The organism is Methylacidiphilum caldifontis (assembly GCF_017310505.1).
Classification (GTDB): domain Bacteria; phylum Verrucomicrobiota; class Verrucomicrobiia; order Methylacidiphilales; family Methylacidiphilaceae; genus Methylacidiphilum; species Methylacidiphilum caldifontis.
Genome location: NZ_CP065957.1, coordinates 658,830 through 681,098, shown reverse-complemented (window position 1 = coordinate 681,098; position 22,269 = coordinate 658,830). Strand labels below are relative to the sequence as shown.

The following is a 22,269-nucleotide window of genomic DNA, read 5'->3' as shown; positions in this document are numbered from 1 at the left end:
TCTTCATGACAATGTAGAATTATATGTAATATGCGATTTGGGGTTTGCTGAAGAAAAAGGTTTTCAAGAAAAAGAGAAACCATAATTCTTAAGTTGATGATGATCAATCTGTAGGAAAAATGCCGCAAGACAAATTATCTTAGGCATTGATCATTTTCAAATATTTGACATATGAAGGCTTAGCTGAACTTCCGAAACTCTAAGATATAAATTGTTGCAGCAGAACGATATAACATTTTTGTTCTGCCTACATAGCCCACTTGGGCGGATGAGCAAACAGCGGTAGCAGGTCGAGTTTATGAAGCAATGCGTTGAGCTCTGTAGGGATCCGGGATAAGAAACTAATCACAGGCTTTCCCTTGCTAGAGAGTTGGACCAAGCGGATTGATTGCAAGCGACGGAGCACTTTGGGAACTTCTTCGGTAAAACCCTTCGCTAACCATTCGGTTCCGAGCTGGGCACTGATCCAGAAGGCCAAGAAGCAGAGCCTTATATGGTTACGGACTCTGTCCGGCCGCCAGTGATAGATCGGACGGATTTCCATGTAGCTTTTGAGCTCGCAAAAGGCTGACTCAACTTCTGCAAGCCTCTTGTAGTGCGTGAGGACTTGCTGATCCGAAGCTTTGGCCGAGGGAAGGTTAGTTTCCAAAAGATACCAACCATCGATCGCCTCTTCTTCCTTAACCCGCTCCAAATCGAGCTTCCACCAGAACCGGCCTTTGGCGTCAACCCCATACCGAAAGTATTTATGCGCCTGGATTCTCTGGAGCGCCCGGCCGACCCGGCTGCCCAGATTGACCGGATCCACTCCCTTCCGCATCGATCGTGCTATTTGGCGCAGCAGCTCTTCTCCTTGCTCGATCCGTCTTTCCCGTCGCTCCCTATCCCGTTGCGCTCGCCACTCCCCTCCGGCGATAACATAGCGAACTCCCTGGTGTACAATCTCCAGGACCCGAGTCCGATCCGTAAGCCAAAGCTGGCGATCTTCAGGAAGGCTTCCGATAATCTCCTGCAGCTTTGCTTGAGTTGCTCGTGTCACATACTGGAGTTCCAGACCCGTCAATATCTCCAGGTTCCACCGGCTCTTCATCCCCCCGTCGAAGACAAAGGTCGCTTCCTGGATCCCAAACCTTCGTCGCAGGGTAACCAAAAGCCCCGTCAGGGTCGTACTATCCGCCCGGTTCCCTCGAAGCACCTCCACATGAATTGGAATGCCCCGACTATCCGTAGCGACGGCAAGAAGAACCTGCAGCCTATCCTGCCGATGATCCCTGCTGTAGCCATATTGGGCCAAGCCAGCTGGACCATCCCCTTCAAAATATACACTGGATAGATCATAAAGCACCAGGCTTGCTCCAGCCGGTTGAGATTCCTCGTAGAGCTTCCTCTCGATCCCGCTCCAAAGCCACCCGAGTCCATCCATCGCTTGGTAGAGATCTCCCTCCTCCAGGTCATCCTCCTCCAACCCACAAGCCTTGGCTATGAGTGTCCCCCGGGCTTCCTCCCGCAGGGCAAGCTTGGATGAGGGAAAGAGAATCCGCCCGTAGATCATCGCCTTCAAAAGTTTCCGTTTCCGTTCCGATTTGACTCCGCCAAGAGCTTGATCCAAACCGAATCGTTGCCAAGCTTGCTTGAGGACTGCCAGGCCTCCATAATCCAAAGCATCCGGGGCTTCCCACTCCTCCAGGGGGACAAGCTTCTTCCCCTGCAAGATTGCTCTGACCGCATCCCGGACTTCTTCAGGCATCCGAGTTAGATTGGCTAAAATCCTCGTCTTGACCTGTTTGCCCACTCGGTAGGACTCCCGGACGAGATAAGACCGATAGATCTTGCCTTTCTGGTAGGTACGCACCTCCTGCAAATACATGCCTACAGTATGTCAAAATATAAGAAAATAATCAACAAATATTATTCATATTTATTCACATATTACGTCCTACTTTATTGACCCTAAGTCCTTTGTCTGCCTAAATATTGCTCAAAATTATAAGGAAGATCGGTTAGCGATCATCAAGCATGCTTAGTCCAACTCTATACCAATGGAAAGCATTTAATTGAACTCTTATCCCAGATCCCTACAGAACTTAACGCGTTTTTTCATAAAATCGATCTGCCTTTTTACTTTATGTTTTCTACCTTTTCCTTACCATGATCATAATGATATTCATCATTGCCAGCCATGCTCATCATCTGATGATCTTTTAACATTGTTTCAAATTAACCAGAAGCTCCTCTTGATCTTATTGATTCTCATGATATAACTTTGATCGAACCAGTTTTATTTGATCACTTAGAACTCAAATATTTTTTCAAAAATCAAAAAAACCATTTCCCTTCTTTTTTGTCTTTTCAAATAGGCTGTATAGAATTAAAATTTTTTCATCTTTTGTTTAAAGCCCTATTAAAGATCAGAATTTCAGAATTGAGGATATGAAAAATCTCTGGGGACATAATAAAAGATTGGTTTTTTTAAAGAATAGCGGACACCGAATTGATCAATAAGTTCAAGTAAATTGGCTTGGAATGACCCTTCATGGGATATATATTCAGAAGGTAAGTGGAAAATACTGATTACATCCCTAGTTGTATTTTTAGGAATATCTTCTACTACTACGCGACCATCACTCACTATTAGAAATTTATGTTCAAAGAGATTATTCTTCCCATTCTTATTACAGTACAAAACTGCTCTTTGTATACGCGCGGACTGTCCTCCATCATTTGTTGCACGTACACAGCTATAAATACATATATTTTGACCCAAAAAGCCATATAAGTTCTTTTCTTTAGGTCCTGGTTGCAGTGTTAATGAGGGAATATCGGCCCAATAGCGCAGGAAAGGTGGAATTTTAGACTTTAATAGACGTAAAATAGATAAAAAGAATCCTTTAAAATCGCCTATTTGCATAAGACATTTGAGCGCTTAGAAATAAGCTAAGGATGACCTAGGTAATGTCAATAGCGACCTTTTATTAAAAAATTAGACATCGATTGAGAATTAATTAGATTGAAGTACCATGCCTTTTTTGAAGTTGATCGAGAATCGATATCTGAAGTGGCTGTATAAGCACTTTCTATAGAAATAGAACGTGATTAAATCAAAGATTCGATGAATAGATAGCTACTACCTACTATCTGAATTTATATATAAATTTCAACGGAAAAGATTAAAAGGATTTACTTCCTTTTTAAACTTCATTACGTTTCTTTCAAAAGCAGGAAAAATCTCAAAATACCTCTGCCCATCTTCTTCACTGACTAAAGCCCGATAATGCCGAAAAACAAGTGTCGGACTCATGTGCCCAAGCTCCAAAGACACACGTGGCGCGTCATTGCACTGTGCCCTGTAGCTTGCGTAGCTGTGCCGCATGCAGTTGTGCCGCCATCCGATACCTGTCAGAGCTGATAGCTTCTCGAGTTTGTGTTGAACGTTCTTTGGCTTTATATTGCCAAGAATTATGCCATTTTTTCTTAAGCTTATAATGAATATTTTTGGTTTTTATATCTTGACGTTAAGAATATATCCATAGTATAAGGAAAAGTGGCTTTCATGATGGAGTACATAGGAAGGAGAGAAATTTTTGACGTCCTCGATTTTCTGCGACATGTCACTTTATTGAAACTTTTATCCTTGCGTATTTTAAAAACATTATGAAAAAGAATCCAGCGGGAAGAGAGCTATTGTATGAAAGAAGAGGGCTCTTTAGGAAAATGTATTTATTTACTTCCAAATGAAGTAAAAAACCTGCTTCAACAGAAAGGTGATAGTTTTATTTCTCCATCTCTTTTGCTATCGAAATATGCTGACCCTCGTCTTAAAGGAGATGATCGAAAAGCTTTACTAAAAAAGGTTATTGATCAAGTTGAGCATACGCGGGATTCTATAAAACTTCGGTGTGAAGACCAACTTGAATTTCTCTTAGATCTTTGGCCAAAAGATACGGAACTCAAGGACTATATTCTTTTTGGTCGGTTACAATCTCGGCTCGTTGTAAACATGAGCGGTGGTGTACTGGAAAATGCAAATCTTTGCTTGGACCAATATGGAGTTTCTTATATCCCCGGTAGTGCAGTGAAAGGATGTGCCCGTCGTGCGGCGATTGCGGCTCTAAACATGTGGAAAGATAGGGAAGCTCCCAAGGAAAGCCCTTGGCCGGAATTATATGAAGGTTTTCTAAATAAAAAGCAAATGATTAGAGAAAGCCTTCTGGTATTTGGTTGGGTCTCAAAGGATTGGGAGGAAGGTAGTGATTGGGAATATGCATCTGGAGGGAAAGCATCCTGGAAAGAAATAAGTTCAGATTTAGCTAAAGATTTTATGTTACATTTAAAGCCTTTCTATCAAGAAGAAGAGGAAGAGCTTGGCATTGCAAATTTTGCTGGAATGGTGCAGTTTTTGCCGGCTTATCCAATGCCCCTCTCAAATGGAGATAAAAGCCTTCCAATACGATTAGAACTTGATGTTATTTCTTGTCATCATATGGATTATTACAGAGGAGCTAAAGAGATTGCCACCGATGACGAGGGTCCTAACCCGGTATTCTTTATTACAGTCGGTCCAGGTGCTATTTTTTCTTTTCCGCTTATAGGGAGGAAGAATAACAAAGAGTATGTCAATTTAGCAAGGAGATTTCTCTCCGTAGGGCTTAGAGTTTTTGGAGTTGGAGCAAAAACTTCATCGGGATGCGGCTATTTTGATTTGGAGTCAATCCAACAAGCAGAATCCCTTGTGAAGAGTAGAAAAGAGAAAAGGGAAAAAGAAGCTCTGCTGGCTTCTTTAAAACCAGATCCAACAATCCTAGAAGAGCTTAAAGGTCTTAAACAAGATCAGTTACGCCAAAAAATTAAATGGTTTTCAGTAGAAGAAAAATACTGGGACAAGAGATACACAAAAGACGAAATTTATCAGTATACTCTTCTCTATTATCTCTTAAGGGAAAATACTTCTCTATATGAGAGCGTGAAAAACTCTCCAACAAACAGAAGCTATCTTGGAATTCAAAACCTTGCGAAAAAGTTTTCTTTTCAACTTCCTTAATTGCTATGCAAGAGACTTATACGATTACATTCATAACTCCATGTTTTTGTGGTGGAGCTGATCCTAGTAGAGCTGAGGCTCGAGTGAGTGCAGTACGTGGAGAACTTCGATGGTGGTTTCGCGTGCTTGGAGGAAGCAGAGAGCAGGAACAGCAAGTCTTTGGAGGCATAAGCTTAAATCCTGCATTAGCAAGTGCATTTCTGATGCGTTTTTTTATAAAGAAGCCTTCCGATGAAAAATGGTGGAACAAAAAGCTTAGCCCTAAAGAGGGAGGTTACCTTTGGTACTTTATTAAAGCTTCCGACCGTTGGAATAAGGAATGCGCTATTTCCCCTGGTAGCTCCTGTGAAATTCAGTTTATATGGCAAAGGGATCCTTGTGAGAGGGATCCCCAACTTTTTACTCTATGGAACAATGCCAAGGAAGCTTTTCTTTGTTTTGGTTCTTTGGGATATCGAGCTACTCGATGTGCTGGGGCTTTCCAATGGGAGAAAGCTCCAAAAACACTAGAAGAGTGGCAGGAAAGGATTAACCAACTTCTTTGTCCCGCAGGTTTTTTATTTCACTTTCCGCAAGATGCAAAAGCAAGAGATTGGTGGGGATTAGTAAAAAAAGCCGAGGACTATTTAAAGAATTTACGAAAATGTTATTCGGCTCGAAGTAGGAACAGACATCGTCCCACTCCCCTTGGACTTGATAATCCCAGGCAGCGTAGCGCTCTTCTTTTACGACCTATACAAGTGGCGTTTCCTCAAAAAGAGTTTCATCTTTTAGTTCTTGAAGCTCCCCATGAACGGGTACTTGGAGAAAATACTCTTACGGAATGGAGATCCGGTCCGATTTTATCCCAGATTACGGAGGATTTCCATGAGCTTTAAAAATTCACATGCATTCTCACAAAAAAATAAGGCTATTGCGCTTCTTCGCTACCTTGCAGAGCTCCATAAAATTATACATTCTAAACGGAAGTTACCCAGGAACCTATTGGATTACGGGCAAGACTCAGTTTTCTTTTTGGAAGACCTTAGAAGGTTTAAGGAAGTACAAGGTTTGCTTTTAGATGCGCCTTTAGCGGATAACGAAGAAAGGACAGAACATTTGCTTTCCTTTCTTCGTCCTGAAGTACCACGGCGCCCTGACCCTCCTAAAAATCTTCGGGATTGGATAGATTGGATAGAAAATAAGGAATTGAATGAAGATCTAGATGATGTGCAAAAACCTAAGCTTAAGGAGCAAATAAAGATTAACGGCAAAATCCTGGAACCAAATCCATCCCTTTTAGAGTCCTATAATCGCTTTGTTGAGCAAGATTGGAAAGCTTGGCTTGACAAATACAAAAAATATCAAGACGTCTCGCGAGAATACCGAAAACTTTTCAAAATCTATCAACAAATTAAGCAAGAGGAAGAAAAATACGAACTTTTATATTGTATCGGTCTTTTGGTGTGGGCTCCAAAAGATCGGCAAAAAATTCGCCATCCGATTCTTGGCTTTCCATTAGGTATTGAGTATAAGGAAGATACAGGAGAGATCCAGCTTTTCTCAGATCCTGATCGTATAGGAGCAGAGGTTCAAACAACTTTTTTAGATCCTGACGAAAAGCCAAACAATCTAAGAGAGCTTGAAGAAGAAGCTAAGAAGCTAGCCAGTCCATTGGAAAAGGAAAAAATAGTAGAACTTCTTAAGCGATTCATTCATGTGCTAGATCCACATGGCAAATTTTGTCCAGATAGACTACCAAGAGAGCAATCAGATTTTTCTAGCTACCCCCAGGTCTACTGGGAGCCAATTATTTTGTTTCGAAATCGTATTACTGAGATTTTTTCTCAACGCGTGGATGAAGCCATCCAAGAAATAGAAAGACTAGAAAAACCTCCTTTGCTTTTCAGTTATCTTTGTGGGTTGTCATCATCTATTGATGAGCAAACTTTACCTACAGAAGACAAGAGGCTAAGAGAAACTTGGGATGATATTTTTTTCCCTCTCCTTTCTAACGAGGAGCAACGGGATATTGTCCTTAAGCTTGAGAAACAACCCGCAGTAGTGGTTCAAGGTCCTCCGGGTACTGGAAAATCCCACACTATAGCCAATCTTATCTGTCATCTTTTGGCTCATGGGAAAAAAGTTTTGGTAACAAGTCAAACCTCTCGAGCTTTAAAGGTTTTATACGATAAATTGCCTGACTCACTTAAACCTCTTTGCGTAACTGCCTTGGGAGATCGCAAAGAAGATATGGATAGAATGGAGAAATCTGTAAACGGAATATTAGATATGCAATCGCGAGTAACAACTGAGGTGCTTCAACGGAACATTGAGCTGTTGTCAAAATATTTGAAGGAAACTCGCGAGCAGTTACGCATGTGTAATGATGCGCTTCGAACATATAGAGCAACGGAGAGTACATCAATTCACATTCCTGGCACTTATTATCAAGGAACACCTGGAGAGTTAGTTTTGCGGTTGAGGCAAGAAGAAAAGGAGTTGGGCTGGATATGCGATCCTGTGAACCCTGACTACCAATATCCAACTATTGTAGAAGAGCTTGTACATGCATACTGGACCCTTCATGAAATTTCCTCAGACCGAAAAGAAGAATTGAAACTTCTTTACCCATCTATAAAAGAGCTTCCTCTTCCTCAAGACCTCGAAGAACTTTGGAGAAAAGAAAATCTATTGCAACAAGAGATTAATCAGTTGGGTTTAAGAGAAATTGAGTACAATTCTCTTCTCACAATTGACAAAGAAATCCTTAAAGAAAGATCTGATGCAGCAAAAGCTCTTTTTCAAGAGTTTTCCTTAAAAGGATCGAGATCCGATTGGCTCAAAAAAGCACTGGAAGAAATTCTTTTAGGATACCGGAGCAGTTGGCAAGAGCTGGAAGGACGTTCAGCTGGATTGATAGCAGAGATTGAGCAGGCTAAAGAAGCCAGGGAAATAATTGTTGATGGTCTTACTCAACCATTACCCTTGGCGTTAAAACAAGCTCAAACACTTCTCTCCCACTTAGAATCTGGCGGCGGGTGGGGTTTTTTGATTTTTCAGCCAAAGGTTGTTCGACAAACCCGTGCGTTGTGGGCCTTTGTAAAAGTCAATGGTCATCCTTGTCGAGATCGAAAGACTCTCTCTAATCTTCTTGTTTGGCTGCGGTGCCAAATGTGTTTTGAAGAACTTAGCTCTCTTTGGGAAACTCACTTAGGTAAGATTTCTTCTTTTTCTTTACCAGAGAGAATGGCTATTTTTACAAGAAATCAACAACTATTGCGTGAGCTTCTTTGTGCTGAGCTAGAAGTGAGGCAATTGGAAAATTGGCTTGCTTCCCAGCTAGACTCACCAATCTCGATAAAAAGTCTTCCTGAGCTTAGGAAAGCTTCCGATCTCCTTTCTGCTGCATGGATTGCTAAGGAGTTACAAAATATCCATAACAAATTAGAACAAATTAAGAGAATTCTTGCACGTATCGACCGTGCTTCCGCACATCCTATAACGAATGATCTGTGGGAGACACTAAAGGAAAAAGACATTCAACGCTATTGGTTGCTTTATGAGAAGCTTAGAGAAATGGAAAACGATCGAGTAAAGCTTGAGTTTGCAAGCCAAGTTATAGGGAAATGGAAACAGGTTCTTCCTAACACTATGGAAAAACTGTTGTCTACGATAGCTGATCCTGAATGGCCAAAGCGGTTGGAAAGTCTACCTAAGGCTTGGAAATGGGCGATTGCTCGAACCTATATAGAAAAACTTTTAAAAGAAAAACTTCCTGTAGAAGAATATCAAAAAAGAAAAAAAGAGCTAGAAATAAAAGAGAAAAAGCTTATTGAGGATTTGGCAGCTTCAAGAGCAAGGTTTTTTCTTAGGAAGGTCATGCCCGAAGAGGGTAATGGAAATCTTACAGCTTGGAAAAAAACGCTACGGAAAATCGGCAAGGGGACTGGAAAATACGTCTCTTTTTATCAAAAAGAAGCTAGCCAATACTTAGGAAAATGTCGTAATGTGGTCCCTGCCTGGGTGCTTCCTTTTAATCGTTTGCTTCAAACTCTTCATGTAAAGCCTGAGTTTTTTGACGTAATCATTATTGATGAGGCAAGCCAAAGTGAATTAGACTCCCTTCTTCTTTGTTTTATTGCAAAGAAGGCTGTGATCGTTGGTGATGATGAGCAAATTTCACCCGAGGCTGTCGGTATCGACAAAAAACAAGTAAGATCTCTTATTAATCAATATCTAAAGGACCATCCTTTTGCATCCTTATTTGAGGGTGACTCTAGCCTATTTGACATTGCGGAAACTATGTTTTCGCAACGGATTAGACTTCGGGAACATTTTCGGTGCATGCCAGAAATCATTGCGTTTTCTAATAAGATTTCCTACACAAATTACCCATTGTATCCCCTCAGGACATACGGCTTGGATCGCTTGGAACCACTAAAAGCTGTCTATGTTGAGAATGGTTATCGAGATGAAAAAGGTAGCCAGATTGTCAATCCTCCTGAGGCCCAAAAGGTTGTCGAAACAGTCATGAAATGTCTAGAAGACTCACGCTATGAAAACCGTACTATGGGAATAATTAGCTTGCAAGGTGAAAAACAAGCAGAGCTTATTAACAAGCTACTTTTGGATAGTAGGATCCCAGTAGAGCGTATGAATAGGCATAGAATCGTTTGCGGCGATCCCTACACTTTCCAAGGTGATGAACGAGATGTCATCTTTCTTTCTATAGTTGCTGCCCCACCTAAAGAGCGCATTGGAGCTTTAACCAAGCCTTCGGACAGAAGACGTTTCAATGTAGCGGCTAGCCGAGCACGTGATCAGCTTTGGCTTTTTTATTCTGTTTCTTTAGAGGATTTATCTCCTAATTGTATGAGATCTTTTCTTTTGAAACATTTCTTAGAAGATCCTAGGGTACCAGTGCCTGAAGGAGGCGTGCCAGATTGGTCTATTTGTGAAAGCGAGTTTGAGCGGAAAGTGGCTAAGCTTATTTGGGGAAAGGGATATAATTTGCGATTACAAGAAGCTCCCTTTGGCCCTGGCGGATACCGGATTGATATTGTTGTTATTGGACATCATGCTCGACTTGCTGTTGAATGCGATGGTCCACACCATACTGAGCTCGAACAGCAAGCTAGAGACTGGGAGCGGCAAGCAACATTAGAACGCTACGGTTGGGAGTTTTGGAGGCTTCCCCTCTCGCGTTTTGAATGGGAAGGAGAGAAAGCGCTGGACCCCTTGTGGGATCGATTGAAAGAAAAAGGTATCCTACCTAGCCGTTAGTGTTAAAAAGACACTTTATTAAGGGGTTTTGTTTGAGAATGTAATTTTTACATTGTATTTGGTTGTGATGTGCTACACCTTTCTGCTTTCTTTAAGCATTTGTTCGTGAAACGAGTTGTTGGATTTCTTTAAGGCTGCACCGAAATGATAAAAAGATAGCCTGCTCTGTCAAAACCAATTTATTGTTTCTACTAGAAAGTTATCGTTTATAAGTTTGTCTTTAGGACGTCTTTGGACATTCATTTGCTTGACAGTGCTAAGAAAAGAGGTCTACTCTCTTCCCAAAAAGTGTAGAAAGGAAAGAAAAAGAGATAATTTTAATGAAAAATCTTTCGCTAAGTGTTATTCCAGCGGACGATTTTCAGATTTTGGACATTCTCCTTTTAGGGAATGGAATAATAGACCCAAAAGAACTTCCTTCGGTTCAACTGCCTCCGGAGCTTTCCATGAGTCGAGGCATTGTTATTTGTGGCAGGGCACCAATTTGGCTCTACACTTACTTGACCCATCTTTGTCATCCAAGCCCGTGGATTGCTGTTTATGATCCTCGTCATGGCGCTATTGTTATTGAAGCTCATCGAGTAGATGCACCGCCAGTAGGAACTATTTGCCAAGTGGATAGCCGCTATCTATCCAAGCAACTGTCGACAGAAAAACGTTCTCAACATACAAGCTCTAGCTTTCATCACCGAGCTGTAGCAATCATAGGCCCTCCTCATAGTGGAAAGTCGGTGTTGGTTTACTCACTAGTCAAGAGGCTAAGAAATGCTCTTGGTGAAGAGGGACAACGTGAAGTGTTTGTACTGCGAGCATGTCCTGATGGCGAGGGAGACTGGTTTGTTGAAGGAGATCCACAACTTGTAAAGATACTACGGTATAAGGGGTCATGGAACGAAGAGTTTGTTGGCAAAGTTGTTGAAGACATTGAAAAACTTCAAGAAAGTAAGAGAGTTCTTTTAGTGGACTGTGGGGGAAAAATCGATCGATACAACCAAAGGATCCTAAATGCCTGCACATCCTGCATTATAGTTACAAGGAAAGGAGATGTGCTAGAAATGAAACAATGGGAAGGGGCTGCGCTTTGCTGTAATTTACAACTGTTAGCTTGGATACAATCCACACAACAATATGTGAGCAAGAAGCTTACCACAGATCCCCCAAGTTTCCTTATTGGAAAGCTTGAGCGTCATGCAGAGCCTCCTGAGATTCCTTCAGAACTGTTGCAACTATTTTTGGAGTAATAACAATGGTGTGTGCTTAACCTAGCAGAAATCTTATTGAGCTATAATGTCTAATGGTTTTTCCCTTAAAAAAATTTTAACAAGATTATTGTTCTTGTCTAAGAAAAGGAAATAAGCTTCGTAAACATAATGAGAATGATCTCTATAAGTCCATTTTAAAACATGAGCAGGTTCTAAATTATTTTCTAAATTTACACCAATATAGCCAGACATTATTCGACCTCTTCTGTAATGGATATTTATCACATCGTAACGCTCATAATCTTCTCCCATTATTTTAATTACTGTGGCTTGATTCATTCCTTCTTTAAAACGTATCCCTTTTACTTCCCAATTTTGCCATGTTGATTCCACAAAGGGAGTCCCATATAAAGATCGAGAAGATTGTTCTTTTGAGTTTATTGATTTAGGGTATTGAGGAAAAGGATAGATCTGGGCAAAAGAAATCTGAATGAAAATGAAGAATCCAAAGATTATTGTTGGAAATAAATCAAAAGTTTGTAGGCACATTGGATTGTTTAAAATATTGTAAGTTTGTTTATAAAAGGTTTTTTGCTTCATTGGAAGTCTAATGTTCCAGTGGCTATTATGGTAAGTAATTAATATCAATTGGATTGGGATGCTTAAAAATAATAGAAATAGAGAGTTATAGAAGAATAGCAGATTACCTTAAAAAAGGAAATCAACAATTTGGTTTTGGAAGCCCCTATTTTTTTCTTTTAATTTGCAGGAAAATCCTATTCATCATTATAATTTCTTTCTATTTTAAAGTTCTTTCTATTTTAAAGTCAGAAAATTCTATCTTCATGCATGTGATTTAAGCAATGAGTGAATAGTTGTTCAAAACTGGAGAAATGCTTGCAACCTTCTTAACTACTGAAAGGATGGATATAGATATTATACTGCACTCTAAAGGGCTCCGTTGCTTGCAATCAATCCACTTAGTCCAACTCTCTACCAAGGGAAAGACTATGATCGGATTCTTATCCTGGATCCCTACAGAGCCCAATGCTTTGTTTCAAAAACTCGATCTGCTCTCGCTGTTCGCTCATCCACCAAAGTGGGACCTGTAGGCAGAATAAAAATGTTATGTCGTTCTGCTGCAATATCTTATATCTCAGAGTTTTGGAAGTTCAGTTAGCCCCCAATTTTTCTGAAAATAATTTAAAGGCTTTTTGAACCGAGGAAATGCCGCATGCATTCCAGAAAAGGATTGATAGATGGAGAAGAGGATGAATTTTCCGATGACAGCACCTGGGATCAATTTATAGAAATACTTTCGAAGCATATAATAAAATTTTATCATCCTAACAAAACTTCATTCAAGTGGGTTATGTGGGCAGAATATAATGTTATGTTATTCTCCTTTACTATCTTATATTTTAGATTTTCGGAAATTCAGTTAATAGTTGAGATTTTGTATTTGAATAAGGTTGAATAACTTGTTGTGTATCCTAAAGTTAGCAATGGAATTTCGATTAATTTACGAGGGACCTTTAGGGAGCAATAGCAAGAGGGCTAAGTCTAGCTGATAGCTTACACAATAGCCTGGAACAATCCTAAGCTTATGCCAATTTTTCTATTATTTTGTATGCTTTCGGTTCAGAGAATGATATTGGAATTGGCATTTTAAAGACGATTCTGGATTTAATCGATAGTCTATCTAGAACTATATATTTTATCACACATGTTGACTTTAAAAGATTGACGAAAAAAGGCTACGATTTAAAAGACCGAATATATGTCGATTTTATGTATTTAATGATGAATTTTCAGTAATTACTTTGGAATAACAAAAGAATAAATGCTGAGTAGTCGCCTTTAGTTCCCAAAGGAATATCCAATTCCTGCTACACCCAATTGGAAAAACATTTCACCAAAATGTACGTTCCAGGGAGTTGTGGGGACATGCGTGGGGTAGACCGTAGAACCAAATGTGTAATTGGTGCTATCAATAAAAAGAAAACGGTACTCAAGAAAAGCCCAAAGGCGTTTTGTAATATCAAAACGTAGGCCAGCCTTTGCGTTAACAGCTAAGTTCCAGTCGGATGCGCTTGTATGGGAGTTAAAATGGTTAATTCCAGGTTCAGGTGGTGTGTCCTGCTCGGAATCCGCACCTGAAACGGAAATAATGGCAGCACCAACGCCGCCACCAACATAGGGATAAATGTGATAGGGTGTATGAAGAGAAAAGACCCCATTGACTAAGAGCGCGCCAATGTCCGTAGGAAAACGGTCGTTAAAAAGATGTTCAGGGATCCGATTTAAGGAGATTGTGTTCCGTAAAAACCCACTTTGAAAGGTCCCTAGATAATAACCGTTAAATTCAACTGCGGGAAGAATCGCCCATAGGGATTCAGGGCCGCCAAGCCTCCAGCCATCCCACTCATACCCAAAGCCAAGCCCACCCAAGGACGTAGTGTGGTTATTTGGACTGCCTACAGCCAAAACTCCAAGGGGTCCACCACGGCTTGCAGGAAGGAAAGCGGTACCACTCTGGACGATGGAGTTGTTTGATACGACTCCTCCCCCGGCCGCTAAGTCTATGTACAAACCCCTTCCTAAAGACAAGGCTTTCTTTGGGGTAACCTCCTTGGCAAGCGCTTTTATATCATCCATATCTTCTTTTTGGGAAGAGGAGGTTTCAGTTAGTCTGTTGGCAAAAGAAAGATTTGAAAATGTCAAAATACTCATGAAAATGAATAGAGTAGAAAGCTTGTTGCATGCTCCTTCTATAAGCCGATATAATGCAGTATTTTCCATTATCTCGGAGATTAAAAAAAAAATTCAATGTGTAAAGAGTATTTTTATTATTTTTAATTTTTTTAAAATTATAAAAATGCTTCAGAAAAAAACCTGATTTTGCCTTTTTGCAAAAAGAAGCTGGGCAAAAGGTGGGAGTCAGAAAATAAGCCTGAGCTCAGCAAATACTCTTATCAGGATAAATAGGATTTTATGACTCTATATTTTCGCTTAGACGAAAAAGGAAGATATTTATTTGAATACTATGACAACACTTTTACAATAATCCTACAATCTTTTTTTCCTTGGGGAGCTTAATCTAATGGATCTCTATTGTAATGATTTTATAGTGAAGTATGTGTTTATTATGCATTGGACAAGAATTGAGTTGGCTTTAAAAATAAGGATTGCCTCATAGAAACTTTTTTATTGGGCTATAATAGTTAAGGGTTTTTTCCTTAAAAATATTTTAACAAGACTTTTATTTTTATCTAAGAAGAGAAAATAGGCTTCGTATACATAATGAGAAGAATCTTGGTAAGTCCATTTTAAAACATGAGCAGATTCTAATTTATTTTTCAAATATACCCCAATATATCCTGACATTATTCGGCCTCTTCGGTAATGGATATCCATTACATCGTATCGTTCATAATCTTCACCCATTATCTTAATTACTCTGGCTTGATCCATTCCTTCTTGAAAATGAATTCCTTTTACTTCCCAACTTAGCCATGTTGATTCTACAAAAGGGGTTCCATATAAAGGTTGAGAAGATTGCTCTTTTGAGTTTGGTGATTTAGGATATTCAGGAAAAGGATAGATCTGGGCAAAAGAACTTTGCACTACAATAAAGATTCCCATGATTGAATGAAATAACACTAATTGGTTCATTGGCTTTTTTTAAGGTTGTTTATTGAAAGTTTATTTATAGGATGTGTTTTTCTAAAATGAAGATTTATAGGTTTTGCCCCATGTCTCATGGATTTCCATTTCTGAAGGTATCCAGAAAGCAATTGTCGGCTGAATTGGTTAACTCCTACCGCTTTTCTCCGTTTAAAATGACAACAGCTATGTTCTATCCCTATTTTAATGTTATGTGAAAGGATGGAATTTTTTTAATAAAGAAACACTGTTGGTTGAAATAATTTAGGCAAGACTGTAGATAAAGAGAACCTTGTTTTGGCTCTAAAATGAATCATCCTTCCATCTCCCTGTTGATCTATGTTCTAGCCTAAATCCTTTTGAAGAGCCGGCTGTGGGATTCGAACCCACGACCCACGGTTTAGCAAACCGTATTCAGATAGCAATTATATCTGGTAGATAAAATTATATCCATCTTATTGACAATTTGATGACATGTATGACTACTTTATTTTACGTTTTGTTATGGTATGAGAAAACCTTTACCGCCGAGAATAAAGAAAACTGAAGACGGTAAGTATCCCTATGTGCTGGAATGGAGAGACGCTCAGGGCAAGCGTCATAGAAGATTTTTCACGAACAAGGTTAAAGCCGAAGCTGAATGCAGGAAGCTCATAAACCAGCTTGAGGAAGCCGGCAAAGGAGCTTTGTCGCTGCGTCCCGGGGATGCTGAGATGTTGGCAGAGATAAAGAAATTGCTGGAACCTTTTGGGGTTGATCCGCTAACCGTAGTTAGAGATTGGGTAGAAAAACGCAAGAGGGAGTTGTCCAGTGTGTCTGTTGAGGAAGCCGTAACTCATTTTCTTGAGGCTAAGACTATCGAAGGATTAAGACCAAGAGCTTTACAGGACTTGAAAAACCGCTTAAATCGATTTAAGCAAGATTTTTCCGGACGGATTCTTTCCTCTCTCACTCCACAAGAAATTTACCTCTGGATTTTAAATCTTCCGGTTGCGCCTCAAACCAAAGTCAATTTCCGTAGGGTCATCAGCAATCTTCTCAACTGGAGTGCTATGCAGGGATGGTGTCCTGAAGATATCATAAAAAAAGTTCCTAACCTTAAGGTAAGACCTGCCAAGACTGAAATATTCAGCATTGAAGAGATTAAGATTTTACTGGAAGCCGCAAGGAAAGAGATACCCGACCTCGTCTCCTACCTTGCTTTAGGGTTCTTCTGTGGACTGAGGACTGCAGAACTGGACAGACTTCAATGGTCGCAGGTTAATCACAAAGAAGTTGTGATCGACGCAGGGGTCGCAAAAACAGCGAGTCGAAGGGTCGTTCCATTGTAGGAAAACGCAAGGGCTTGGATTGAACCCTACCGTAAAAAAGTTGGGGATGTAAAACCCAAGAATGTACAACATAAGCTCGAGAAATTGATGGCTCTGACAAGCATTGAATGGAAGCACAACGGCATGAGGCATTCCTATGCTTCCTACAGGTTAGCTCAATGCAAAGATGCCGGAAAGGTCGCTTTCGAACTCGGTCATTCCAGTTCTACATTGGTTTACCGACATTACTGGGCATTAGTAAGCGAGGAAGATGGCAAGCGGTATTTTCAGATTTACCCTTCATTGCCTGAGTCGAATATAGTGCCGTTTTCAGCTATTAAGGAGAATATTTAGGCGTTTGGCATGTTACTTCCTAAGTATTTACTGTGATAAGATCTTCCATGATAAAAACTCCTTATGTATGAATGGTTATATTTGTAGAAATTACTCCTTAAATGATTTTGCCTTACTCCTACTTGTCCAAATGTGAAATTGCCCACTTGAGTTGAATAAAATGGTCTATTTCCAATAGTTCCAAATGTGTAAGGTCCCATTCTATTCATGTATATCGGAGTTCTTCCGAAATAACCAAAACTGTAATTACCGACATTATTCATGTAAAACGGGTAAGCTAAGGCTGAAGTGGTCATCAATAAAAATAATAAAAATTTTTTCATGGTTGTTTTCCTTTTTCACAACATTCTAATTCATCTTTATTTTTAATAATATTTATATTACACCTCACATATACTAATATTTTTTAAAATGCTCTCACTTTCTCAAAAGATAATTTAAGACAAATCCCCATTTGAGACCAGTTGGAGCTAGTAAAACAATATATCGTCGGATTCAACAAAGGGCAAAGCTTGAACAATTAGCTTTACACAAAAATGTTTTAATAGATTCAATTAAGAAGGTAAAAGGTTATTGTAAAAATGGTTGTGAAATCATCCCAGAAAAGATTTCCTTGGAGTTAAGAGAAATTCAATCGGATTCATTTCAAGAGATTTTATTTAAGTGGTGGAATTTAACTGAACTTCCAAAACTCTAAGATATAAGATATTGAAGCAGAACGATATAACATTTTTATTCTGCCTACAAGGCCTACTTGGTCGGCTGAGCGAAGAGCGGAAGCAGATCGAGTTTATGAAGCAATGCGCCTGAGCTCTGTAGGAATCTTGGATAAGAGTCCGATCACAGGCTTTCCCTTGGTAGAAAGTTGGACCAAGCGGATTGATTGAAGGCGACGGAGCACTTTGGGAACTTCTTCGGTGAAGCCCTTAGCTATCCATTCTGTTCCGAGCCGGGTGCTAATCCAGAAGGCCAAGAAGCAAAGCCTTATGTGGTTACGGACCCGGTCCGGCCGCCAATGATAGACTGGACGGATTTTCAAAGTATCCTCTTTACTTCTTCCCGCAGGACAAACTTGGATGAGGGAAAAAGAATCAGTCCGTAGATCATCACTTTTAATAGTTTCTGTTTCTTTTTCAATTAGAATCCAGTAAGAGCTTGATCTAAACCGAATAGTTGCCAGGTTTGCTCGAACACTGCCAAACTTCTATAATACAAAGCATCCGAGACTTACTACCCATACATGGAGATAAGCATTCTCTGTCAAATAGTCCTGACTACTTCCCGAACTTCTCCAGGCATCTAAATCAGGTTGTAATTTAACACTTCAATAATTGTCTCTTATAGAAAACGTTGCAAGACCCTGCACGTGAAAGATCGGTTTGGTCGGCTTCTCAGCACTAACAAACTCATCTACTCCTGCAAACATTGCATGAGCTATATGAATTGCATCCATAGCAGAGAGACCATAGCTTTCGGCTATTGTTTGAGCCTGTTGTAAGGCTGATTTATCCCAAGCGATGTTTTCTGCTCTATTGAATACTGTTTCGTAAAAATCTATTTCTTGTTGTTGATTGAAATAACGTGCCATGGGTATGGCTTCTAAGCGAACCAAATCGCTAACAATCAAGATTCGCTCAGGATCATCAAGTACAGCGAGTGCTTTTAATGACAGATCTTCTTCTGCCTTGAAAGCTGCTAACAATACAGAAGTGTCAATATATGTGCGCTTAGGCATTTCTCACCCTACCACGGCGCAAATACAGTTCCTCATCAATTTCATCGGCTGATAGCAAACGACCTCCACTAGCAACATAGGCTTGACGAAGAGCCAAAAGCCTTTTTCCAAGTTCTGTTCTGGGATGATAATCTAGAAAAGAATGTTCCCAAAGTCTGACATTCTGTGGGGCAGTAGCTGAGGCACAACCAGCCTTGTAACCAACATCCAAAATACAATCATTCCAAGATACTTGAGTACAAACTGGAAGTTGATGTTGATAAGCAATCACCGGTTTTTTCGAGAAGGTCAATTCCGACATATCCAATGTTATTGAACACATTGTCAATACTCAGGATTAAGTTTTTGTACAGTTTCTTTAGTTAAAATCTCACGGAAGAAGAATTCCTTTGAATGATCATGGAGCAAATCGAGCTGTGCCCGCAAGGCATCCCAGTTACCTGGTTTGGTTGCTGGCAGCGTCTCCAAATCAATGATGGAACCTATTATCCTTTCACCTTTAATATTGGCATGAGCTTTAGTAGCAATTTGAAGAATATGTATACACTCTGCATCAGGGATTTCCAAACGTATCTGGACACGATCCTTAATTTGATAATCACCAAGTTGTAATTTCAATCTGAGTGGTGTAAGATCCATTGCCAACTCGTCTCTTAGCAAATCAATGTAGCGTAATGAATGACGCTGAGGATTAGAGATGAGTTCACTACTTTCTATAATTTGTGTCAGGATTTTTACGGCTTCTTTAAATTTGCACCAGCCAACATATGGTTTACGGCAATTCAGTGTGATAACCCGATCGCCTACCTGCCAAATAAATGATCCATTAGGCTCTTCAATAAGCATCTTAGGAGCGAATTGTAAATTAGGATCACCGCGAGCAACAAGGGCTGGAATATCGGCAGAAGGAAGACGTCGCCATTGCAGTATAGGGTGTGTTTTCTTAAGTTCAGAAAAAAGAATTCCTATTAACACATCACCAACATCTTGCATAACTTCAAATTGAACCTGCCAAATCGCCTCGATAAGGGGCTCTTTCTTTAGCCGTTTAGGTAGAAGATTCATTAAATAGTTCTGTTTTATAATAAATTACAATATTTTTATAATAGATTACAATATTATATGTGAGAGTTCAAATTAGACCATTTGAACCACAAAAAGACCGTTTTTATAGCTTTATAAGTTCCGAACAAATTTGTGAAAAAGATCAGCTAATACCAAAGGCCGGTTCTGGTGGAAGCTCGATAGGGATCGGGTCAAGGAAGAAGAGGCAATCGACGGCTGGTATCTTTTGGAGACTAACCTTCCCTTGGCCAAAGCTTCGGATCAGCAAGTCCTCACGCACTACAAGAGGCCTGCAGTGGTTGAGTCAGCCTTTTCTGAGCTCAAAAGTTACCTGGAAGTCCGTCCGGTCTGTCACTGGCGACCGGACCGGGTTCGTAACCATATAAGGCTCTGCTTCTTGGCCTTTTGGATTAGTGCACGGCTCGGAGCAGAACGGGTAGAGAAGGGTTTTACTGAAGAAGTTCCCAAAGTGCTCCGCCGCTTGCAACCAATCCGCTTGGTCCAACTCTCTACCAAGGAAAAGCCTGTAACTTGGCTTTTATCCCGGATCCCTACAGAGCTCAACGCATTGCTTCATAAACTCGACCTACTACCGCTGTTTGCTCATCCGCCCAAGTGGGCTATGTAGGCAGAATAAAAATGTTATCTCGTTCTGCTGCAATAAATTATATCTTAGAGTTTCGGAAGTTCAGTTATTATGCGAGAAGATAGCTCATAATGTATTATGAGAATTTTCGTTATTCCATAGTTTTGAATAGGCTATACGGATCGAAAAGGAATATTAGAGGTCTTGATTGGTACATTAAGATAGCCTTTAGAAGATAGCAGATAACGAACATTTGCACGTGAAATATCTGGATAAGCACAAGGACCAATAACGACTTCGCGGATTAGCTCAGGCAATAAAAGTGAATTTTCCTTATTTTTCGATCCAAAAAGTGCCACGTGCCGAGCAAGGAAACCTCGATGCTGAGTAAACCGCATACGTGAACTGTCATTACCATCTGGAAAATAAATTATGCGCCACTCTTTTTCTGCTTTATATGCTTCGTGCTTAAAACAAGGTGCAAATTGACCAAATGCCTTGAGGAATGCTATAGCTGCAAATGCTGCCTTGTTTGATTTTTCCAGTTCTTCATAATTTTGAGGCAGTTGACGATCTAAATCCTTAGCAATCTCGTAATCGGTAAAGAATTTTTCAGCAGCATTAATGATGGATTCTATCATTTTTTCTTGTTCACTTACATCATAAATTACTTGAGTAATCTTAAATGATCGATGCATATTTTCCTGAATCTTCGTGAAATCAATCCCGATTGCATAGCCTTCTTCTCCCCGTGAATAAGCCCTCCACTGGCTTAAATCATCCGATTCGGTCGAAAAACACGCAACAAAGATTGGAATATCAGGTAGGTTTTTATCGATCGATTCTTTTGTAGTATCCAATAATGCTTGATAAATCCGATCTGGACATACTCCACCATTTTTTTTAGACTTTCGTTTCTTTAGTGCTTTTTGGATAAGTTTATAATAACCATGACACTCTTGCTTATCGTTAAGGCAAGCCACCTGAGTGGCCCAGAGCTCTCCACTCTCAATGATTTTAATGAAATTTTCTCCAGTGGAGTAATGGTAGAGTTTTGGTAAATTTGAATAAGGAGAAAGTTCCTCCCAAATCTTCAAAAAATATGGACTTATCTTTTTTTCCCAATCAGCTATCATGTCTTACATATAGTATCGATAACATTTAAATAGATTATGTTTAAGTTTAAAGTAAAAGAAGTGCTGTCCTTAAGTAAAAGATGTGCCCCTCTCGTAAACATTTAATTAATTGTTTACAACATTTTTTTTTGAAAAAACTCTATTAATTCTTTGAATTTATAAAAATCGTTGAATATTATTTAAATCATGAATTTTCGCATCCCACAAGAATCTGATTACGATGTTGCACAAATTTGTTTGAACGGACACCTCATTAATGATGCTGCACAGCGATATCCAATGCACAACAAAAACTATTGTACTATTTGTGGCGCAAAGTCTATAACAAAGTGCGAAAATTGTAATGAAGATATACAAGGTATGTATTATAATCCAAAATATATTACTATCAAGGAATACACTATACCATCCTATTGTCATTTCTGTGGAACCCCATATCCATGGACTCAAACAAAAATTGAGGCGGCACGGATTCGAATTAAAGAAATTGAAAGCCTTTCAGATGAAGAAAAAGAACTGCTTAATCAAAGTATTAACGATCTAATCAAAGATACTCCCAAAACTAATTTGGCTATAGACAGAGTCAAAAGGATTATGCTTAAAACTAAACAAGATATAGCGATGATAATTAAATCTATTATCGCGGATATTGCAGCGGAGTCTGTCAAACAGCTTTTGAACCTCTGATCACAATTTTCTCACAGTTTTTGGCAACGATTTTCGTATTTTTTTTAGGCATTTTTCAGTAGGGAAAAGTCCTAAAATAGGTTTGCCAATTTTGTCTTTGATTTCTCTTCTGGAGAGAATTATCAGCTATTTTTGTTGTGAGCCGGCTGTGGGATTCGAACCCACGACCCACGGTTAGCAAAACGCAAATCATATTTGAAATAGATCTGGTAGAAACACAATACA

General features: G+C 39.7%; 18 protein-coding genes and 2 pseudogenes. 10 read left to right on the top strand and 10 right to left on the bottom strand.

The annotated features are described in order from the left end of the window. Nucleotides 1-247 precede the first annotated feature (247 nt). Nucleotides 248-1,867 (bottom strand): IS1634 family transposase, encoded by a 1,620-nt coding sequence (locus IT6_RS03145; protein ID WP_206827748.1) that lies wholly within the window; start codon nucleotides 1,865-1,867, stop codon nucleotides 248-250. A 549-nt stretch (nucleotides 1,868-2,416) separates the two neighbouring features. Then, nucleotides 2,417-2,908: a hypothetical protein gene (locus IT6_RS03140; RefSeq protein ID WP_206827746.1), complete on the bottom strand. Its 492-nt coding sequence runs from the start codon at nucleotides 2,906-2,908 to the stop codon at nucleotides 2,417-2,419. 777 nt (nucleotides 2,909-3,685) lie between these two features. Here IT6_RS03140 and cmr6 point away from each other — a divergent pair. The 4 genes from cmr6 to crn3 all read left to right on the top strand — a co-directional run bounded on the left by cmr6 (nucleotide 3,686) and on the right by crn3 (nucleotide 11,544). Continuing rightward, complete coding sequence (cmr6, locus tag IT6_RS03135; RefSeq protein WP_206827744.1) at nucleotides 3,686-5,038, top strand: type III-B CRISPR module RAMP protein Cmr6; 1,353 nt, start codon at nucleotides 3,686-3,688, stop codon at nucleotides 5,036-5,038. Between the two features lie 5 nt (nucleotides 5,039-5,043). After that, entirely contained in the window at nucleotides 5,044-5,916 is an 873-nt protein-coding gene (locus IT6_RS03130; protein WP_206827742.1) for an RAMP superfamily CRISPR-associated protein, read from the top strand. Then, nucleotides 5,906-10,303, top strand: a complete 4,398-nt coding sequence (locus tag IT6_RS03125; protein ID WP_206827740.1) for an AAA domain-containing protein — start codon at nucleotides 5,906-5,908, stop codon at nucleotides 10,301-10,303. Before IT6_RS03130 ends, IT6_RS03125 begins: the two co-directional genes overlap by 11 nt. A gap of 320 nt (nucleotides 10,304-10,623) precedes the next feature. Further along, nucleotides 10,624-11,544: a CRISPR-associated ring nuclease Crn3/Csx3 gene (crn3, locus tag IT6_RS03120; protein ID WP_206827738.1), complete on the top strand. Its 921-nt coding sequence runs from the start codon at nucleotides 10,624-10,626 to the stop codon at nucleotides 11,542-11,544. A 33-nt stretch (nucleotides 11,545-11,577) separates the two neighbouring features. Here crn3 and IT6_RS03115 read toward each other — a convergent pair whose 3' ends face one another. Continuing rightward, nucleotides 11,578-12,105 (bottom strand): hypothetical protein, encoded by a 528-nt coding sequence (locus IT6_RS03115; RefSeq protein WP_242524310.1) that lies wholly within the window; start codon nucleotides 12,103-12,105, stop codon nucleotides 11,578-11,580. 323 nt (nucleotides 12,106-12,428) lie between these two features. Here IT6_RS03115 and IT6_RS03110 point away from each other — a divergent pair, with 323 nt between their 5' ends. Further along, nucleotides 12,429-12,617, top strand: a complete 189-nt coding sequence (locus tag IT6_RS03110) for a hypothetical protein (RefSeq protein ID WP_206827736.1) — start codon at nucleotides 12,429-12,431, stop codon at nucleotides 12,615-12,617. Between the two features lie 748 nt (nucleotides 12,618-13,365). Here the strand turns inward: IT6_RS03110 and IT6_RS03105 are convergent. Together IT6_RS03105 and IT6_RS03100 are read right to left on the bottom strand one after the other, a co-directional pair. Then, entirely contained in the window at nucleotides 13,366-14,307 is a 942-nt protein-coding gene (locus IT6_RS03105) for an outer membrane protein (RefSeq protein WP_206827734.1), read from the bottom strand. A gap of 405 nt (nucleotides 14,308-14,712) precedes the next feature. Continuing rightward, nucleotides 14,713-15,180, bottom strand: coding sequence for a hypothetical protein (locus IT6_RS03100; RefSeq protein ID WP_206827732.1), 468 nt, complete (start codon nucleotides 15,178-15,180; stop codon nucleotides 14,713-14,715). A gap of 500 nt (nucleotides 15,181-15,680) precedes the next feature. Here IT6_RS03100 and IT6_RS03095 point away from each other — a divergent pair, with 500 nt between their 5' ends. The 3 genes from IT6_RS03095 (at nucleotide 15,681) to IT6_RS03085 (ending at nucleotide 17,532) form a co-directional block, all read left to right on the top strand. After that, nucleotides 15,681-16,502 (top strand): tyrosine-type recombinase/integrase, encoded by an 822-nt coding sequence (locus IT6_RS03095; RefSeq protein ID WP_206827730.1) that lies wholly within the window; start codon nucleotides 15,681-15,683, stop codon nucleotides 16,500-16,502. 87 nt (nucleotides 16,503-16,589) lie between these two features. Further along, nucleotides 16,590-16,835, top strand: a complete 246-nt coding sequence (locus tag IT6_RS03090; RefSeq protein ID WP_206827727.1) for a site-specific integrase — start codon at nucleotides 16,590-16,592, stop codon at nucleotides 16,833-16,835. Between the two features lie 454 nt (nucleotides 16,836-17,289). Then, nucleotides 17,290-17,532 (top strand): hypothetical protein, encoded by a 243-nt coding sequence (locus tag IT6_RS03085; protein WP_206827725.1) that lies wholly within the window; start codon nucleotides 17,290-17,292, stop codon nucleotides 17,530-17,532. A 53-nt stretch (nucleotides 17,533-17,585) separates the two neighbouring features. On the opposite strand, the pseudogene IT6_RS03080 reads toward IT6_RS03085, so the two are convergent. From IT6_RS03080 to IT6_RS03065, 4 genes and pseudogenes are all read right to left on the bottom strand, one after another. Next, nucleotides 17,586-17,874: pseudogene (locus IT6_RS03080) on the bottom strand (IS1634 family transposase); the annotation flags it as partial. 285 nt (nucleotides 17,875-18,159) lie between these two features. After that, on the bottom strand, nucleotides 18,160-18,570 hold the full coding sequence (locus IT6_RS03075; protein WP_206827722.1) for a type II toxin-antitoxin system VapC family toxin: 411 nt from the start codon (nucleotides 18,568-18,570) through the stop codon (nucleotides 18,160-18,162). Then, entirely contained in the window at nucleotides 18,563-18,871 is a 309-nt protein-coding gene (locus IT6_RS03070; RefSeq protein WP_206827713.1) for a hypothetical protein, read from the bottom strand. The genes IT6_RS03075 and IT6_RS03070 overlap by 8 nt, the downstream gene beginning before the upstream one ends. A 23-nt stretch (nucleotides 18,872-18,894) precedes the next feature. Next, nucleotides 18,895-19,635 (bottom strand): TIGR04255 family protein, encoded by a 741-nt coding sequence (locus IT6_RS03065; protein WP_206827712.1) that lies wholly within the window; start codon nucleotides 19,633-19,635, stop codon nucleotides 18,895-18,897. Between the two features lie 148 nt (nucleotides 19,636-19,783). Here IT6_RS03065 and IT6_RS03060 point away from each other — a divergent pair. Then, a pseudogene (locus tag IT6_RS03060) lies at nucleotides 19,784-20,263 on the top strand (IS1634 family transposase); the annotation flags it as partial. 131 nt (nucleotides 20,264-20,394) lie between these two features. Here IT6_RS03060 and IT6_RS03055 read toward each other — a convergent pair. Beyond that, nucleotides 20,395-21,357 (bottom strand): DUF2971 domain-containing protein, encoded by a 963-nt coding sequence (locus IT6_RS03055; RefSeq protein WP_206827708.1) that lies wholly within the window; start codon nucleotides 21,355-21,357, stop codon nucleotides 20,395-20,397. A 186-nt stretch (nucleotides 21,358-21,543) separates the two neighbouring features. On the opposite strand from IT6_RS03055, the gene IT6_RS03050 reads away from it, so the two are divergent. Continuing rightward, complete coding sequence (locus IT6_RS03050; protein WP_206827706.1) at nucleotides 21,544-22,044, top strand: DUF2321 domain-containing protein; 501 nt, start codon at nucleotides 21,544-21,546, stop codon at nucleotides 22,042-22,044. Nucleotides 22,045-22,269: the final 225 nt, after the last annotated feature.

Bases quoted from the DNA above. Each gene is read 5' to 3' on its own strand.
- crn3 (WP_206827738.1), top strand. From the start codon at position 10,624: ATGAAAAATCTTTCGCTAAGTGTTATTCCAGCGGACGATTTTCAGATT.
- IT6_RS03140 (WP_206827746.1), bottom strand. From the start codon at position 2,908: ATGCAAATAGGCGATTTTAAAGGATTCTTTTTATCTATTTTACGTCTA.
- IT6_RS03070 (WP_206827713.1), bottom strand. From the start codon at position 18,871: ATGTCGGAATTGACCTTCTCGAAAAAACCGGTGATTGCTTATCAACAT.
- IT6_RS03065 (WP_206827712.1), bottom strand. From the start codon at position 19,635: ATGAATCTTCTACCTAAACGGCTAAAGAAAGAGCCCCTTATCGAGGCG.
- cmr6 (WP_206827744.1), top strand. From the start codon at position 3,686: ATGAAAGAAGAGGGCTCTTTAGGAAAATGTATTTATTTACTTCCAAAT.
- IT6_RS03145 (WP_206827748.1), bottom strand. From the start codon at position 1,867: ATGTATTTGCAGGAGGTGCGTACCTACCAGAAAGGCAAGATCTATCGG.
- IT6_RS03100 (WP_206827732.1), bottom strand. From the start codon at position 15,180: ATGAACCAATTAGTGTTATTTCATTCAATCATGGGAATCTTTATTGTA.
- IT6_RS03110 (WP_206827736.1), top strand. From the start codon at position 12,429: ATGGATATAGATATTATACTGCACTCTAAAGGGCTCCGTTGCTTGCAA.
- IT6_RS03055 (WP_206827708.1), bottom strand. From the start codon at position 21,357: ATGATAGCTGATTGGGAAAAAAAGATAAGTCCATATTTTTTGAAGATT.
- IT6_RS03115 (WP_242524310.1), bottom strand. From the start codon at position 12,105: ATGAAGCAAAAAACCTTTTATAAACAAACTTACAATATTTTAAACAAT.
- IT6_RS03125 (WP_206827740.1), top strand. From the start codon at position 5,906: ATGAGCTTTAAAAATTCACATGCATTCTCACAAAAAAATAAGGCTATT.
- IT6_RS03090 (WP_206827727.1), top strand. From the start codon at position 16,590: ATGGCTCTGACAAGCATTGAATGGAAGCACAACGGCATGAGGCATTCC.
- IT6_RS03050 (WP_206827706.1), top strand. From the start codon at position 21,544: ATGAATTTTCGCATCCCACAAGAATCTGATTACGATGTTGCACAAATT.
- IT6_RS03105 (WP_206827734.1), bottom strand. From the start codon at position 14,307: ATGGAAAATACTGCATTATATCGGCTTATAGAAGGAGCATGCAACAAG.
- IT6_RS03130 (WP_206827742.1), top strand. From the start codon at position 5,044: ATGCAAGAGACTTATACGATTACATTCATAACTCCATGTTTTTGTGGT.
- IT6_RS03095 (WP_206827730.1), top strand. From the start codon at position 15,681: ATGAGAAAACCTTTACCGCCGAGAATAAAGAAAACTGAAGACGGTAAG.
- IT6_RS03075 (WP_206827722.1), bottom strand. From the start codon at position 18,570: ATGCCTAAGCGCACATATATTGACACTTCTGTATTGTTAGCAGCTTTC.